Raw genomic sequence first — 14,695 nt, forward strand, 5'->3', positions numbered from 1 at the left:
GACATACGGCTCCCGTCACAACGAGCGTAGTTAGCAAGAGGCCCCTGCAAAAGCAGGAAAGGCCAGACTCCAAGAAGCCTGACCTATAGAAAATTTACCGATGGATTGCAAATGACAATGCTTTAATTTCATTTCAGGCGCATGTCCGCAAGCCTTGGCACGGGCCGAAAAAGCGCGCCATCACTGGCGCGCCTGCGCATCCAGGGGCCGCATCGACAACGCGATGCGCTCTGCGGTACCCAGGGGGATTTCCCCGACCACGGTGACCATCACCTTGCCCTTGGGCGTGTTCAGGCGACGCGAAACCGCCACGGTCGGGCCGAGTTGAGTGCGCACGTCAGCACCGGAGTCGTCCTTGATCGGTTCCAGGAACACCGAAAAACGTGCCAGGCCATCGTCATACATCAGGCTGCTGATGGTGCTGTCACGGGAAGGATCGCGGCGAACGGAGCTGTTGATCAGCTCGAAACCTGCCGGCAGCCAGTCCGAACGCCAACCGGCGACGGCCTCGGTCTTGGCGGCTGCCACATGCTCCACCGGCTTGCAAGACGCACTGGGGCGCAGGTCCTGGTCGGTAGGCAGGTCCTCGGTATCCAGCCGCGTCATCTGGAAACGCTCGAGAAGCTGACCTTTGTCATTGAGCATCAATGAACGCAAGGGCAGGCCCGTCTGGCGATCGAGGTGCAATTCGAAGGCGTAGCGGTGCTGATCGCGTGGAGTCAGGGTGACGATCACGGCATCGCGTCCCGCGACGCGCGCCCTGCCCGCCAGGCGCAGGTCATACCAGCTCATCAGCTTGAGAGGGTCAAGCACGCGCGCACGAGCGTCGGGGGGCGTGCCTACACCGCTGACCAGGGCACCACTGACGCACTGCACCTGGCCATCCACGCGCACGATTTCCTGGGCGGCGCCATCGAGCTGCAGTAGCCGCTCGCTGACTTTGCCGTCCTGAACCCGGTGCGAGATATCGTGGGAAGAGAAGCTGCCATTGCGTTCGTAGACGAAGGAGCCCTGGTAACTCTGCTTTTGCTCGGCCTGTGCCAGCTTGTTCAGCCACTCACTCGCCTCGGGCGAGGAATTGGCCGCCAACGCTGGCACCATCACACAGCTGCCAATCAGCAGCGACAGGAGAGGTAGCGCGCGCATGATCCTCCTTACTTAACGATTTTCCAGGCTGGCGGCGCGAGCATAAGGCAATGCGGTTTCAGTGCCCTTGAGCGCAGATTCCTGGGCATGCTGGCGCAGGTACCCTGGCAGACGCTGATCCCAGCCGGCCTGGTTCTGCAGCACGCCGTTGGCCATCGGCCCGGTCGGTTGCTCACTGCTCTCACTATAGCCTGCCAAAACAGCCGGGCCTTGAGTTTGTGGCATGCTCAGGCCTTGTTGTGCAGGTTGCTGGGAAGCCAGCTCGGCACCGGTGATCTCGTCCTGGTTGTACATACGCACACCGGCCAGCACCGCGACCGTCACCGAGGCGGCGACCGCCAGGCGACCAATGCTGCGCCACGGGCCTTGCTTGACCTTGGCCGGTACGGCTTCGTCGGCCAAGGCGGCAGACACCGCCGAGGCGATATCAAGCTTGGGCAGCAGCAGCTCCTTGTGCATGGCTGCACGGGCAACCTGGTAACGCGACCAGGTGGCACGTGTCTCGGCATCGTCGACGGCGTTCAACACGCGACGCAATTCCAATTCGTCCGCTTCGTTATCCATTACCGCGGACAGCGATTCCTGCAAAGCTTCACGACTCATGGCGGTTCCTCTCTTGGCTGTCGCCGCTGTCTCAGGTTTCCTGCAACAACGGTTGCAGGGCTTTGTCTATGGCCTCCCGAGCGCGGAAGATTCGGGAGCGCACGGTACCCACCGGACATTGCATGACACTGGCAATGTCTTCGTAACTCAACCCATCGAACTCGCGCAGGGTCAGGGCCGTGCGCAAATCTTCGGGCAGTTGCTGGATGGTGCGATGGACAGTGCCTTCGATTTCATCCCGCAACAGGGAGCGTTCTGGGGACTCGAGATCCTTGAGACCATGATCGCCGTCGTAAAACTCCGCGTCCTCGGAGCTCACATCACTGTCTGGTGGCCGTCTTCCACGGGACACCAGGTAGTTCTTCGCCGTGTTGATGGCGATGCGGTACAGCCAGGTATAAAACGCACTGTCTCCGCGGAAATTGCCAAGCGCACGGTAGGCCTTGATAAAGGCTTCCTGCGCCACATCCTGGGCCTCGTGGGTATCGTGAACGAACCGCACGATCAACCCGAGAATCTTGTGCTGATACTTCAGCACCAACAGATCGAACGCTCGCCTGTCGCCGCGCTGCACGCGCTCGACAAGCTGCTGATCCTCTTCCTGGGTTAGCATGAACACTCCTCAGTGAACTTGAAGGAGCGTTGCAAAAGCCATCGTTCAGGCTTGCAAACATAGACTCGGGCTTTTCGCAAAAGTTCTCTCCTCCAAGCAAGTTTCCTGCGGCCCTTGGTCGGCTCGCACGGAAGACGCGGCGCGGGCACGGCCGGCTGCGTCGATAATCAGGTTTCGGATACGCAGGTGTCAGCCCGGATAGAGCTGCCGCCACGCGTCGCCGCGCGAAAATTAGGCGCACGGGCAGCCTTCATAGGATTTCCAGGCGTACAGGAAAGTTCCCGCGAAGATTGCCTCAACCTCGCAGGTGGCATGGAAATTGGCTACCGCAGGCTGCTATAAAGGCAGCCCGGCCTGCGTTCACCATAGTTTCACAATGCCATCTGCGCGTGACTATTGTGCCGTGCCCCTTTCAAAGATTACTAGTGTCCCGACATGAGCCAACAATTCCAACATGATGTCCTGGTGATCGGCAGCGGCGCCGCCGGTCTCAGCCTGGCACTGAACCTTCCCGGCCACTTGCGCATCGCCGTGCTGAGCAAGGGCGACCTGGCCAACGGATCGACCTTCTGGGCCCAGGGTGGCGTCGCCGCGGTGCTGGACGACACCGACACCGTGCAATCGCATGTCGAGGACACCCTCAATGCCGGCGGCGGCCTGTGCAATGAAGAGGCGGTGCGTTTCACCGTCGAGCACAGCCGCGAAGCCATCGAATGGCTGATCGAACAGGGCGTGCCGTTCACCCGCGACGAACACCACGGTGTCGATGACGGTGGTTTCGAGTTCCACCTGACCCGCGAAGGCGGCCATAGCCATCGGCGGATCATCCATGCCGCCGATGCCACAGGCGCTGCCATCTTCACCACCTTGCTGGCCCAGGCACGGCAGCGGCCGAACATCGAGCTGCTCGAGCAGCGCGTGGCGGTCGACCTGATCACCGAACGACGCCTGGGCCTGCCCGGCGAGCGCTGCCTGGGCGCCTATGTGCTGAACCGCAACAGCGGCGAAGTGGACACCTTCGGGGCGCGCTTCACGGTACTGGCCACCGGTGGTGCGGCCAAGGTCTACCTCTACACCAGCAACCCCGACGGCGCCTGCGGCGATGGTATCGCGATGGCCTGGCGGGCCGGCTGCCGGGTGGCCAACCTGGAATTCAACCAGTTCCACCCGACCTGCCTCTACCACCCCCAGGCCAAGAGCTTCCTGATCACCGAGGCCTTGCGTGGCGAAGGCGCCCTCTTGCGCCTGCCCAACGGCGAACGTTTCATGCCACGCTTCGACCCTCGCGAGGAGCTGGCCCCACGCGATATCGTGGCTCGAGCCATCGACCACGAGATGAAGCGCCTGGGTGTGGATTGCGTGTACCTGGACATCACCCACAAGCCGGCCGACTTCATCAGGAATCACTTCCCCACGGTCTACGAGCGTTGCCTGACCTTCGGCATCGACATCACCCGCCAGCCGATTCCGGTGGTGCCGGCTGCCCACTATACCTGTGGCGGGGTGGTGGTCGACGAGCGCGGCCATACCGATGTGCCAGGCCTGTACGCCATCGGCGAGACCAGCTTCACCGGCCTGCACGGGGCCAACCGCATGGCCAGCAATTCGTTGCTCGAGTGCTTTGTCTATGGTCGCTCCGCAGCAGCGGACATCCAGGCGCACCTGGCGCAAGTCGACATGCCCAGCGCCCTGCCCTGCTGGGACGCAAGCCAGGTCACCGACTCGGACGAGGACGTGATCATCGCGCACAACTGGGATGAGCTGCGGCGTTTCATGTGGGACTACGTGGGCATCGTGCGCACCAGCAAGCGCCTGCAGCGTGCCGAGCACCGCATTCGCCTGCTGCTCGATGAGATCGATGAGTTCTACAGCAACTACAAGGTCAGCCGCGATCTGATCGAGCTGCGCAACCTGGCTCAGGTGGCCGAGCTGATGATTCGCTCGGCGATGCAGCGCAAGGAAAGCCGTGGCTTGCACTACACCCTGGATTACCCGGGGATGTTGCCCGAGGCCAAGGACACCATCCTTAGCCCAGCCTGAAATCAGTGGCGCCCTGATCACTGCACCGATGCCTCGGCCCACCGGCGGCGACTGAACTTCAGCCTTACCCGAAGCCGCCGATGCTGATCAGCCCCCAGGGCATCCCTGGGGATACATTGACTCTCGCCAAACCAGCCCCCCGCTCGCACGAAGCGCAACACCACCAGTTCCGGCAGCGCCATGCTGTCCCGACACAAGCGTACCGGCTGCCACCCCTGCGCACGACTGAACACCCGCCAACCCAGCACATCGCGGCGCAGGCCGGTAACGGCACGCGGATCAGTCAACAGGATACGTCGGGGAATGGCCCAGCAAGCGTGGGCAAAACAGGCGGCCAGCACGGCCAGGCAGATCCACCAGGGCAGCGCACTCGACCCCAAGGCCAACTGCGCCAGTACCTGGCAGAGCAGGTAGGCCGTCAGCAGCAGGCGCGAGCCCTGCCAACGGCACTCGAAACATTCACTTGGGCTGGACACGGTCCAGGATGATGCGAACCATGCGCTGCAGCTCCGGGTCTTCGGACTCGGTGCGCTCCATGAACCAGCCGAACATGTCCTGATCCTCGCAGCTCAACAGGCGAACGTAGAGTTCGCGGTCGGCTTCGCTCAGGGTCGGATAGACTTCCTGCGTGAATGGCACCAGCAGCACATCCAGTTCCAGCATGCCACGGCGGCTGTGCCAGAAAAGCCGGTTGAGTTCAGTTTGTTCGACCATGGGGCCCTCCTCGAATGGTCGCGCAGTATACCGCGGGAAGCCGCGAGCGACACCGGGCGTTGGTCTAGTCACCTACCTATTTTGTTACTGGCGTTCTATGATGGCCGCCAGACTTTAGCCACCGCGAAGACCCATGGCCGATTCCGCTTTCTTCAGCCCCCTGTCCCACGAGGGCATCCTCGCCGTCCGCGGCTCCGACGCCGGCAAGTTCCTGCAGGGCCAGCTGACCTGCAACATCAACTACCTCAGTCAGGCGCATTCCAGCCTCGGCGCCCGGTGCATGGTCAAGGGGCGCATGCAGTCGAGCTTCCGCATCCTCCCTGAAGGCAACGGCTACCTGCTGGCAATGGCCAGCGAGTTGCTCGAGGCGCAGCTGGTCGACCTGAAGAAGTACGCCGTGTTCTCCAAAGCCACGCTCAGCGATGAAACGGTTGCCTGGGCCCGTTTTGGCGTGCACGGAGGCGATGCCGCGCTGCAGGCGCTGGGCCTGAGCGTGCCAGCCGCCGCCGGTGCCACCGTGCGTCATGAAGGGCTGATAGCGGTTGCCGTCTCGCCGGGTCGCATCGAGCTGTGGGTGCCAGCGGAACACGCCGCCAGCGTGCAACGGACCCTCGCCGCGAGCTTGCCTGAAGGCAGCCTCAACGACTGGCTGTTGGGCCAGATCCGCGCCGGTATCGGCCAGGTCATGGGCCCGACCCGCGAGCTGTTCATCCCGCAGATGATCAACCTTCAAGCGGTCGACGGGGTAAGCTTCAAGAAAGGCTGCTATACCGGCCAGGAAATCGTCGCCCGCATGCAGTACCTGGGCAAGCTCAAGCGCCGCCAATATCGCCTGGCCCTCGTTCAGCAAGAGATCCCGGCTCCGGGGGCGGAAATCTTTTCGCCCACCCATGGCTCTTCGGTCGGTGAGGTGGTCCTTGCCGCCAGCACGGACCAGGGCTGCGAGCTGCTCGCGGTACTGAGCGCCGACGCAGTGGAAGACGACAACCTGCACCTGGGCAGCCTTCAAGGCCCTCGCCTGCAGCTGTTGAGCCTGCCCTACGAACTGGACCGCGACCGGGAAATCCAGCGCTGACCAGCACGCCACCCTTGCGGTAGAGACGTTCATGAACAAGCTGGCCGAGACGGTTCAAGCACAGTTGCTGGCTGCCATCGACAATGATGACCTGGTCTTGCCGACCCTTCCGGAAGTGGCCCTGAGCATCCGCGAGGCCGCCGAGAACACGGAAATCAGCGTTGCCGCCCTGAGCAAGGTGATCGGCCGCGACGCTGCGCTCTCGGCTCGCCTGATCAAGGTGGTCAACAGCCCGCTGTTGCGTGCGTCGATCGAGGTCACCGACCTGCACACCGCCATCACCCGCCTGGGGATCAACTACAGCTGCAACCTGGCCATCGGCCTGGTGATCGAGCAGATTTTCCATGCCCGATCATCAGCCGTGGAGCAGAAGCTGCGCGATATCTGGGCCAACAGCCTCGAAGTGGCCGGTATCAGCTACGAATTATGCCGTCGCTACACCCAGCTGAAGCCGGACCAGGCAACCCTGGGCGGGCTGGTCAACCAGATTGGCGCGCTGCCGGTACTGATCTATGCCGAGGAGCATAACGAGCTGCTCTCCGATCCGGTCTGCCTGCATTACGTGATCGAGCAGATCCAGCCGGTGCTGGGCGACAAGATCCTGACTTCCTGGGAATTTCCCGAGCAACTGGTGAAACTGCCGAGCCAGATACAGGACCTGGAGCGCTGCACGGCCAAGGTCGACTACATCGACGTGGTACAGATTGCCCGTTGCCTCAGCCAGCGCGGGCGCAGCCGACCGTTGTCGACGCTGCCGGCCTATCGGCACCTGGGGTTGCCTCCTGGTGTGGAGCTGGAGATTGGCGAGTTGCTGGAAGCGCGGAGCATGTTGCGCTGAATCGCTGTAGCGCATCAATCGGCGATGAAACTCACCCGTACCTTCAACCCGCCCCGCTCACCATCATGCAGGCTGATCTGCGCCAGATGCGCACGGCAGATCTCGCCGACGATGGCCAACCCCAGGCCACTGCCGTGGGCGCCGCGCCGGTAGAAGCGCTCGAAGACCCGCTCACGCTCGTCCAGGGGAATGCCTGGCCCATCATCCTCGACCTCCAGCACCGCCGGCGCCAGCACTCGCAGGATCACATTGCCTCCTGCAGGCGTATGCGCCAAGGCGTTGTCCACCAGGTTGCTGAGCAGCTCATTGAGCAAGGTCGGCTCACCCTTGAGCCAGACCGGCGCTTCGGCCTCCAGCGCCAGTGCCACGCCGCGATGGTGCGCCAGGGGCGCCATGGCCATGCCCAGCTCGCGTGCCAGCTGACTCAGGTCGAGGCGCTGCGCCCCGCCTTCGGCAATGGCCCTGGCACCGTTTTCCACCCGCGCCAGCGACAGCAACTGATTGGCCAGGTGAGTCAGGCGGTCGGTGCCCTGGGCCGCTGACTCCAGGGTCTGACGCCACTCCTCGGGCGCCTGCGAACGCAACCCCAGCTCGACCCGCGCCTTGAGCGCCGCCAGCGGTGTACGCAACTCGTGAGCGGCCTCGGCGATGAACTGCGCCTGGCGCTCGAACTGCTCGCGCAGGCGCTCGGTGAAGTGGTTCAGGGCACGCACCAGCGGCCCCAGCTCCCGTTGCACCTGCACCACCGGCAGCGCTCGCAGGTCGTCCGGCTGACGCTCTTCCACGGCTGTGCGCAAGCGCTCCAGTGGGCGCAGCGCCGCGCTCACCGCGAACGAGACCAGCACCAGCGCACCGAGTGCCAGCATGCCCAGGCGCAGCAGGGTGTCGGTCATCAGCCCACGGGCCATGCGCACCCGCGCCTCTTCGGTCTCGGCCACGCGGATCTCCGCCATGCCGTTCATGTTCGGTTCGCTCACCGCCTTGAGCAGGCTGACCACGCGCACGTCCTGGCCCTGATAGGTGGCGTCGTAGAAGCGCGCCAGCGCCGGGTAGTCATCGGTACGCGGCGTGCCAGGTGGCGGTGGTGGCAGGTTCTCGTAGCCAGAGATCAGCTTCTGGTTGATGTCCAGCACCTGGTAGTAGATACGCCCGGCACTGTCGTAGGCGAAGGTGTCCAGCGCAACGTAGGGCACGTCCGCGCTCAGCGTCCCGTCGCGCTGGGACAGGCCGGCGGCGATAGTCCTCGCCGACGCCAGCAAGGTCCGGTCGTAGGCGGTATCGGCGGCTTCGCGCCCGTTCCAGTAGGCGCTCAGGCCGCTGGCCAGCATCAGCACCACCAGCAACAGCGCCAGGTTGCCCAGCAACCGCCCGCGCAGGCTGCCATTGTCACGCATCACGGTGCTCGAGCAGGTAGCCCAGACCTCGGAAGGTGACAATGGCCACCGGGTGGCCGTCGAGCTTCTTGCGCAGCCGGTGGATGTAGATTTCGATGGCGTCGGGGCTGGCTTCTTCATCCAGGCCGAACACCTGGGCGGCCAACTGCTCCTTGCTCATCACCCGCCCCGGCCGGGCGATCAGCGCTTCGAGCACGCTCTGTTCGCGCGAGGTCAGGGTGAGGTTGTCTTCCCCCAGGGTGAATCGGCGGGTATCGAGGTCGTATACCAATGGCCCGCAACGCTGCTGGCGCTCGCCGCCGAGCACGCTGCGCCGCAACAACGCCTTGACCCGCGCCTCCAGCTCGGTCAACTCGAAGGGCTTGGCCAGGTAGTCGTCAGCGCCAAGGTTCAGGCCGTGCACGCGGTCCTTCACATCGCTGCGCGCGGTGAGCATCAGCACCGGCACCGTCTTGCCCCGGCCACGCAGGCGCGCCAGCACCTCGAAGCCATCCATGCGCGGCAGCCCCACGTCGAGCACGGCAACGGCGTACTCCTCGCTGGCCAGGGCCAGATCGGCAGCCACGCCATCGTGCAATACATCCACGGTCAGGCCATGGCTCTTCAGGGCCTGGGCCACGCTTTCGGCCAGTTGCAGGTGGTCTTCGACCAGCAGCACACGCATCGGATTCTCCCTGCTCGGGTGGGGCGGTGGCGCGGAGTGTACCGCTGTCGAACGGCCTGTGAAGCCCCTTGTAACAAACCTTTCACGCTGAAAGGTTAGCGAAAGGTTCGTTACCTAGCATCGCACCACGGCCGCCCCGTGCGCCGAAAAAAAGCACCAGCAAGGTGCAACGAATAAGAACAATAAGTGGAGCCACCCCGATGCTGTCAGCGCAGCCGCAGGCATTCGCACCTGCCCGTTCCTTGTCCGCACGCCCCTCGGCCGTCGTCAGTGCCCTCGCACTTGCCGGTGTCGCCCCGATCAGCCAGGCCGCCTTCTTCGAAGACAGCTCGGCGACCTTCGAAACCCGCAACATGTACTTCAACCGAGACTTCCGCGACGGCACCAGCGCGCAGCAATCCAAGCGTGACGAATGGGCCCAGGGTTTCCTGCTCAATGTCGAATCGGGCTATACCGACGGCACCGTCGGCTTCGGTGTGGATGCACTGGGCATGCTGGGCATCAAGCTCGACTCCAGCCCCGACCGCACTGGCACCGGCCTGCTGCCTACCCATGACGACGGCAAGGCCGCCGACGAATACGCCAAGCTGGGCCTGACCGGCAAGGTGAAGGTGTCGAAGACCGAACTGAAGGTCGGTACCCTCATCCCCGAGCTGCCGACCCTGCAGCCCAACGACGGCCGCATCCTGCCACAGACCTTCGAGGGCGGCCTGCTCACGTCCAGGGAGATCAAGGGCCTGACGTTCACCGGTGGGCGCCTGGACAAGGCCAAGGACCGCGACGACACCAACTGGGAAGACCTGGCCCTCAACAACAAGAACGGGCGTTTCGGCGGCAGCTTCAGTGCCGACAACCTGGACCTGGCCGGCCTGGACTATCAGTTCACCGACCGCATCACCGGCAGCTACCACTTCGCCCAACTCGACGACATCTACCGCCAGCACTTCCTCGGCATGCTCGCGACCCAGCCCTGGGGCCCGGGCACCTTCGGCGCCGACCTGCGCCTGGCGGTAAGCGACGACCAGGGCGCGGCCAAGGCCGGCAACATCGACAACACGACCGTCAACGGCATGCTCAGCTACGCCCTGGGCGGGCACAAGGTCAGCACCGCCTACCAGCATCTGTCCGGCGACAGCGCCTTCCCCTACGTCGATGGCGCCGACCCGTACCTGGTCAACTTCGTCCAGATCAACGACTTCGCCGGTGCCGACGAGCGCTCCTGGCAGGTGCGCTACGACTACAACTTCACCGCGCTGGGTATCCCCGGCCTGACCTTCATGACCCGTTACATCAACGGCGACAATGTCAGCCGTGCCGATGGCAGCGAGGGCAAGGAGTGGGAACGCAACACCGAGTTCAAGTACGTGGTACAAAGCGGCCCGTTGAAGAACGTCGCCGTGCGCCTGCGCAATGCCACCTTCCGCTCCAACTTCACCCGCGACGCCGACGAAGTGCGGCTGCTGGTGAGCTACAGCGTGGCCCTGTGGTAGCCCATTACAACAACAACGCTCACGGAGATAGACGATGACCTTTTCACTGCGCCGCCTCGTCCTGGCTACCGCTTGCCTGCTGCTGGCCGGCAATGCCCTGGCCGCCGAACCGAAACGTCCCGAATGCATCGCCCCGGCATCGCCCGGCGGCGGTTTCGACCTGACCTGCAAGCTGGTGCAGAGCGCCCTGGTGCAGGAAAAGATCCTCAGCAAGCCGATGCGCGTGACCTACATGCCCGGCGGTGTCGGCGCAGTGGCCTACAACGCCGTGGTGGCCCAGCGCCCGGCCGATGCCGGCACCCTGGTGGCCTGGTCCAGCGGTTCGCTGCTGAACCTGGCCCAGGGCAAGTTCGGCCGTTTCGACGAAAACGCGGTGAAGTGGCTGGCAGCGGTCGGCACCAGCTACGGCGCCATCGCCGTGAAAAGCGATTCGCCCTACAAGACCCTCGACGACCTGGTCGCCGCGCTGAAGAAGGACCCGAGCAAAGTGGTGATCGGCTCCGGCGGAACCGTCGGCAGCCAGGACTGGATGCAGACCGCGCTGATCGCCAAGGCCGCCGGCATCAACCCGCGCGACCTGCGCTACGTGGCCCTGGAAGGTGGCGGCGAAATCGCCACCGCGCTGCTCGGCGGACACATCCAGGTGGGCTCCACCGACATTTCCGACTCCATGCCACACATCCAGAGCGGCAACATGCGCATCCTCGCGGTGTTCTCGGAAAACCGCCTGGACGAGCCGAAAATGAAGGACATCCCGACCGCCAAGGAGCAGGGCTACGACATCGTCTGGCCGGTGGTGCGTGGCTTCTACCTCGGGCCGAAGGTGAGCGACGAAGAGTACGCCTGGTGGAAGGACTCGTTCGACAAGATGCTGGCTTCTGAAGACTTCGCCCAGCTGCGGGACCAGCGCGAGCTGTTCCCGTTCGCCATGACCGGCGCGGAGCTGGACGGCTATGTGAAGAAGCAGGTGGCCGACTACAAGGCGCTGGCCAAGGAATTCGGCCTGATCCAGTAAGCCCGGTTTGCCTGTGCCGGCGATGAGGCCAGCACGGCCTCTACCTGCCCCAACGAGGATTCCCCAATGATCCTGCAACGTATCTTCGCCCTGGCCCTGCTGGCGATCTGCGCCGTCCTGGCCGTGATGGCCTGGCCCTACCAGGCCGCGTTTTCCTATGAACCGGTGGGCCCACGCGCCTACCCGCTGCTGATGCTCGGCCTGATGAGCCTGGGCCTGCTCTACCTCGCCATCCGCCCGACGCCGATCGTGCGCAAGGACGATGAGCCTGAACTGGACCGCGAGACCCTGACCAAGATCGGTTTGTGCATCGGCCTGCTGATCGTCTTCGCCGCCACCTTCGAGGCCTTGGGCTTCATCCTCAGCGCCATCCTGGTCGGCATCCCCATGGCCCGCCTGTATGGCGGTCGTTGGCTGCACAGCGCCATCGTGGTGGTGGGCATGAGCCTGTTCCTCTACTGGCTGTTCGACCGCGTGATGGATGTGCCCCTGCCCCTTGGCCTGCTGAGCGTACTGGAGAACTGACACATGGATACCTTGAGCTACCTGGGCCAGGGCTTCGGCGTCGCCCTGAGCCCCTACAACCTGGTCACTGCCCTCTCGGGCACCTTGATCGGCACCGTGGTCGGCCTGCTGCCGGGCCTTGGCCCGATCAATGGCGTGGCCTTGCTGATCCCGATCGCCTTCGCCCTTGGCCTGCCACCGGAGTCGGCACTTATCCTGCTGGCCGCGGTGTACCTCGGTTGCGAGTATGGCGGACGGATCAGCTCGATCCTGCTGAACATCCCGGGCGAGGCCTCGACCGTGATGACCACCCTCGACGGCTACCCGATGGCCCGCAATGGCCTGGCGGGTGTGGCCCTGTCGCTGTCGGCCTGGAGTTCGTTCATCGGCGCGCTCATCGCCACCTGCGGCATGGTGCTGTTCGCCCCGCTGCTGGCCAAATGGGCGATCGCCTTCGGCCCGGCGGAGTACTTCGTGCTGATGGTGTTCGCCATCGTCGCCCTGGGCGGCATGGCCGGCGACAAGCCGCTGAAGACCTTCATCGCCGCGCTGATCGGCCTGTTCCTGTCGGCGGTCGGCATCGATGCCAACAGCGGCGTGTACCGCTTTACCGGTGACAGCGTGCACCTGGCCGATGGCATCCAGTTCGTGGTGCTGGTGCTGGGCCTGTTCTCCATCAGCGAAATCCTCCTGCTGCTGGAAAAGACCCACCATGGCCATCAGGCGGTCAAAGCCACCGGGCGCATGCTGTTCAACTTCAAGGAAGCCGCCTCGGTGTTCGTGGTCAACCTGCGCTGCGGCCTGCTCGGCTTCATCATGGGCGTGCTGCCAGGTGCCGGCGCCACCCTGGCCAGCGCCGTGGCCTACATGACCGAGAAGCGCATCGCGGGCGAAAGCGGCAAGTTCGGCAAGGGTGATGCCCGTGGCCTGGCTGCCCCGGAAACCGCCATCGGCGCCTCCTGCTGCGGTGCCCTGGTACCGATGCTGACCCTGGGCGTACCGGGCTCGGGCACCACTGCGGTGATGATCGGCGCGCTGACCCTGTACAACATCACCCCGGGGCCGCTGTTGTTCGAACAGCAGCCGGACATCGTCTGGGGCCTGATCGCCTCGCTGTTCATCGCCAACATCATGCTGGTGATCCTGAACATTCCGATGATCCGTATCTTCACCCGCATCCTCGCCGTGCCGAACTGGGCGCTGGTGCCGGTGATCGCGATCATTACCGGGATCGGCGTGTATGCCGTGCATGCCACCACCTTCGACCTGTTCCTGATGGTCGGCATCGGCATCATGGGCTACATCCTGCGCAAACTGGACTTCCCGTTATCGCCGATCCTGCTGGGCTTCATTCTCGGCGGCCTGATGGAGCAGAACCTGCGCCGTGCGCTGTCGATCTCCAACGGCGAGTTGGGCATCCTCTGGTCCAGCCCGATCAGCATGGGCGTGTGGGTACTGGTGGTGTGCATGCTGGGCCTGCCACTGCTGCGTATCTGGCGTAAACGCAGCCAGCAGCGCCGGGCGCTGGCCGATGCCTGATCGGTCATTGCCGCTGTTCTGGGCAACCGGGCTGGTCGGCCTTGCGGGCGGGTATCTCGCCAGCAAGGTCGGCTGGCCTTTGCCATGGATGGTCGGTTCGCTGCTGGCGATCATCCTGGTGCGCTGCCTGACGCCATGGCAGCTGTGGGAAATCCCCCATGGCCGCAAATGCGGCCAATGCATCATCGGCCTGGGGATCGGCCTGCACTTCACCCCGGCAGTGATCGAACAGGTGGCCAGCCACTTCGTACTGATCGTCTGCGCGGCATTGCTCACCACCCTTTCCAGCGTGATCGGCGTGTGGTTGCTGCGGCGTACCGGTGAAGACCGGGCCACCGCGTTCTTTGCCAGCATGCCTGGCGGTTCGGGGGAGATGGTCAACCTCGGTGCGCGCAATGGTGCGGTGCTCAGCCAGGTGGCGGCGGCGCAGAGCCTGCGCGTGCTGGCGGTGGTGCTGTGCGTGCCGGCACTGTTCAAGTTGCTGATCGGTGATGGCGTGGCCCTGAATCACGCAGGCAGTGTCAGCTGGGCCTGGCTTGCGTTGATCGTGCCACTGGGTGTGCTGGCCGGCTTCATCTGGCAGCGTGTGCGTCAGCCCAACCCCTGGCTGTTCGGGCCCTTGCTGGTGGCGGCGGCGGTGAGCCTGACTGCCAACCTGCAGATCGCCTTGCCCAACGGCGCCAGCCAGATCGGCCAATGGTTGATCGGCAGCGGCCTGGCCTGTCACTTCAACCGCGCGTTCTTTCGGCGGGCGCCGTCGTTTCTGGGGCGTACGCTGGTGGCCACGGCACTGTGCATGCTGATTGCCGGCGGTGCGGCCTGGGGGCTGAGCGTGATGACCGGGCTGGACCTGCGGTCGCTGACCTTGGGCATGATGCCTGGCGGTATTGCCGAAATGAGCCTGACGGCGGAGACCTTGCAGTTGTCGGTGCCACTGGTGACGGCGCTGCAGGTGATGAGGCTGTTGTTCGTGCTGTTTCTGGCAGAGCCGCTGTTCAGGCTGTGGCGCGCTGATCAGCAGTGATCGTGGCGCCTTCATCGCCGGCAAGCCGGCGATCGG

At 64.3% G+C, this 14,695-nt stretch carries 15 protein-coding genes; 8 read left to right on the forward strand and 7 right to left on the reverse strand.

The genetic code is table 11. The features are described from left to right. Positions 1-180: 180 nt before the first annotated feature. Genes PPL01S_RS06935 through rpoE form a run of 3 tightly spaced genes read right to left on the reverse strand, consistent with a single transcriptional unit; the run spans position 181 to position 2,362 of the window. Positions 181-1,146, reverse strand: coding sequence for a MucB/RseB C-terminal domain-containing protein (locus tag PPL01S_RS06935; RefSeq protein WP_028625462.1), 966 nt, complete (start codon positions 1,144-1,146; stop codon positions 181-183). A 12-nt stretch (positions 1,147-1,158) separates the two neighbouring features. Then, complete coding sequence (locus tag PPL01S_RS06940) at positions 1,159-1,749, reverse strand: sigma-E factor negative regulatory protein (RefSeq protein WP_008094989.1); 591 nt, start codon at positions 1,747-1,749, stop codon at positions 1,159-1,161. A gap of 31 nt (positions 1,750-1,780) precedes the next feature. Beyond that, positions 1,781-2,362 carry an RNA polymerase sigma factor RpoE/AlgU gene (gene rpoE / locus PPL01S_RS06945; protein ID WP_003252049.1) on the reverse strand — a complete coding sequence of 194 codons (582 nt, stop codon included), beginning with the start codon at positions 2,360-2,362 and terminating at the stop codon, positions 1,781-1,783. A gap of 435 nt (positions 2,363-2,797) precedes the next feature. On the opposite strand from rpoE, the gene nadB reads away from it, so the two are divergent. Then, positions 2,798-4,402 carry an L-aspartate oxidase gene (nadB, locus tag PPL01S_RS06950; RefSeq protein WP_016395637.1) on the forward strand — a complete coding sequence of 535 codons (1,605 nt, stop codon included), beginning with the start codon at positions 2,798-2,800 and terminating at the stop codon, positions 4,400-4,402. A 17-nt stretch (positions 4,403-4,419) separates the two neighbouring features. On the opposite strand, the gene PPL01S_RS06955 is transcribed toward nadB, so the two are convergent. Beyond that, positions 4,420-4,878 (reverse strand): protein YgfX, encoded by a 459-nt coding sequence (locus tag PPL01S_RS06955; RefSeq protein ID WP_016395636.1) that lies wholly within the window; start codon positions 4,876-4,878, stop codon positions 4,420-4,422. Continuing rightward, a complete protein-coding gene (locus tag PPL01S_RS06960) occupies positions 4,862-5,116 on the reverse strand; it encodes an FAD assembly factor SdhE (protein WP_008094993.1) in 255 nt (84 codons plus the stop codon). The genes PPL01S_RS06955 and PPL01S_RS06960 overlap by 17 nt, the downstream gene beginning before the upstream one ends. Positions 5,117-5,249: 133 nt before the next feature. Between PPL01S_RS06960 and ygfZ the strand changes: the two genes are divergently transcribed. Then, positions 5,250-6,191, forward strand: coding sequence for a CAF17-like 4Fe-4S cluster assembly/insertion protein YgfZ (gene ygfZ, locus PPL01S_RS06965; RefSeq protein WP_016395635.1), 942 nt, complete (start codon positions 5,250-5,252; stop codon positions 6,189-6,191). Between the two features lie 31 nt (positions 6,192-6,222). Beyond that, on the forward strand, positions 6,223-7,029 hold the full coding sequence (locus PPL01S_RS06970) for an HDOD domain-containing protein (RefSeq protein ID WP_016395634.1): 807 nt from the start codon (positions 6,223-6,225) through the stop codon (positions 7,027-7,029). 14 nt (positions 7,030-7,043) lie between these two features. Here PPL01S_RS06970 and PPL01S_RS06975 read toward each other — a convergent pair whose 3' ends face one another. Beyond that, positions 7,044-8,423, reverse strand: coding sequence for a sensor histidine kinase (locus PPL01S_RS06975; RefSeq protein WP_016395633.1), 1,380 nt, complete (start codon positions 8,421-8,423; stop codon positions 7,044-7,046). Further along, positions 8,416-9,087 (reverse strand): response regulator, encoded by a 672-nt coding sequence (locus PPL01S_RS06980; protein WP_016395632.1) that lies wholly within the window; start codon positions 9,085-9,087, stop codon positions 8,416-8,418. Before PPL01S_RS06980 ends, PPL01S_RS06975 begins: the two co-directional genes overlap by 8 nt. Positions 9,088-9,287: 200 nt before the next feature. On the opposite strand from PPL01S_RS06980, the gene PPL01S_RS06985 reads away from it, so the two are divergent. The 5 genes from PPL01S_RS06985 (at position 9,288) to PPL01S_RS07005 (ending at position 14,659) form a co-directional block, all read left to right on the forward strand. Further along, positions 9,288-10,577 carry an OprD family porin gene (locus PPL01S_RS06985; RefSeq protein ID WP_016395631.1) on the forward strand — a complete coding sequence of 430 codons (1,290 nt, stop codon included), beginning with the start codon at positions 9,288-9,290 and terminating at the stop codon, positions 10,575-10,577. A 34-nt stretch (positions 10,578-10,611) separates the two neighbouring features. Then, the gene (locus tag PPL01S_RS06990) at positions 10,612-11,592 is read left to right on the forward strand and encodes a Bug family tripartite tricarboxylate transporter substrate binding protein (protein ID WP_016395630.1); all 981 of its coding nucleotides are present in this window, start codon (positions 10,612-10,614) and stop codon (positions 11,590-11,592) included. 66 nt (positions 11,593-11,658) lie between these two features. Further along, complete coding sequence (locus PPL01S_RS06995; RefSeq protein ID WP_016395629.1) at positions 11,659-12,117, forward strand: tripartite tricarboxylate transporter TctB family protein; 459 nt, start codon at positions 11,659-11,661, stop codon at positions 12,115-12,117. 3 nt (positions 12,118-12,120) lie between these two features. Then, a complete protein-coding gene (locus PPL01S_RS07000) occupies positions 12,121-13,635 on the forward strand; it encodes a tripartite tricarboxylate transporter permease (RefSeq protein WP_028625463.1) in 1,515 nt (504 codons plus the stop codon). Next, the gene (locus PPL01S_RS07005; protein WP_016395627.1) at positions 13,628-14,659 is read left to right on the forward strand and encodes an AbrB family transcriptional regulator; all 1,032 of its coding nucleotides are present in this window, start codon (positions 13,628-13,630) and stop codon (positions 14,657-14,659) included. Before PPL01S_RS07000 ends, PPL01S_RS07005 begins: the two co-directional genes overlap by 8 nt. The last annotated feature ends 36 nt before the right edge of the window (positions 14,660-14,695 follow it).

It is taken from the genome of Pseudomonas plecoglossicida NBRC 103162 = DSM 15088 (assembly GCF_000730665.1).
GTDB lineage: Bacteria > Pseudomonadota > Gammaproteobacteria > Pseudomonadales > Pseudomonadaceae > Aquipseudomonas > Aquipseudomonas plecoglossicida.

Bases quoted from the DNA above. Each gene is read 5' to 3' on its own strand.
- PPL01S_RS06970 (WP_016395634.1), top strand. From the start codon at position 6,223: ATGAACAAGCTGGCCGAGACGGTTCAAGCACAGTTGCTGGCTGCCATC.
- PPL01S_RS06975 (WP_016395633.1), bottom strand. From the start codon at position 8,423: ATGCGTGACAATGGCAGCCTGCGCGGGCGGTTGCTGGGCAACCTGGCG.
- PPL01S_RS06985 (WP_016395631.1), top strand. From the start codon at position 9,288: ATGCTGTCAGCGCAGCCGCAGGCATTCGCACCTGCCCGTTCCTTGTCC.
- rpoE (WP_003252049.1), bottom strand. From the start codon at position 2,362: ATGCTAACCCAGGAAGAGGATCAGCAGCTTGTCGAGCGCGTGCAGCGC.
- PPL01S_RS06980 (WP_016395632.1), bottom strand. From the start codon at position 9,087: ATGCGTGTGCTGCTGGTCGAAGACCACCTGCAACTGGCCGAAAGCGTG.
- PPL01S_RS06940 (WP_008094989.1), bottom strand. From the start codon at position 1,749: ATGAGTCGTGAAGCTTTGCAGGAATCGCTGTCCGCGGTAATGGATAAC.
- PPL01S_RS06935 (WP_028625462.1), bottom strand. From the start codon at position 1,146: ATGCGCGCGCTACCTCTCCTGTCGCTGCTGATTGGCAGCTGTGTGATG.
- PPL01S_RS06995 (WP_016395629.1), top strand. From the start codon at position 11,659: ATGATCCTGCAACGTATCTTCGCCCTGGCCCTGCTGGCGATCTGCGCC.
- PPL01S_RS07000 (WP_028625463.1), top strand. From the start codon at position 12,121: ATGGATACCTTGAGCTACCTGGGCCAGGGCTTCGGCGTCGCCCTGAGC.
- ygfZ (WP_016395635.1), top strand. From the start codon at position 5,250: ATGGCCGATTCCGCTTTCTTCAGCCCCCTGTCCCACGAGGGCATCCTC.
- PPL01S_RS06960 (WP_008094993.1), bottom strand. From the start codon at position 5,116: ATGGTCGAACAAACTGAACTCAACCGGCTTTTCTGGCACAGCCGCCGT.
- nadB (WP_016395637.1), top strand. From the start codon at position 2,798: ATGAGCCAACAATTCCAACATGATGTCCTGGTGATCGGCAGCGGCGCC.
- PPL01S_RS07005 (WP_016395627.1), top strand. From the start codon at position 13,628: ATGCCTGATCGGTCATTGCCGCTGTTCTGGGCAACCGGGCTGGTCGGC.
- PPL01S_RS06990 (WP_016395630.1), top strand. From the start codon at position 10,612: ATGACCTTTTCACTGCGCCGCCTCGTCCTGGCTACCGCTTGCCTGCTG.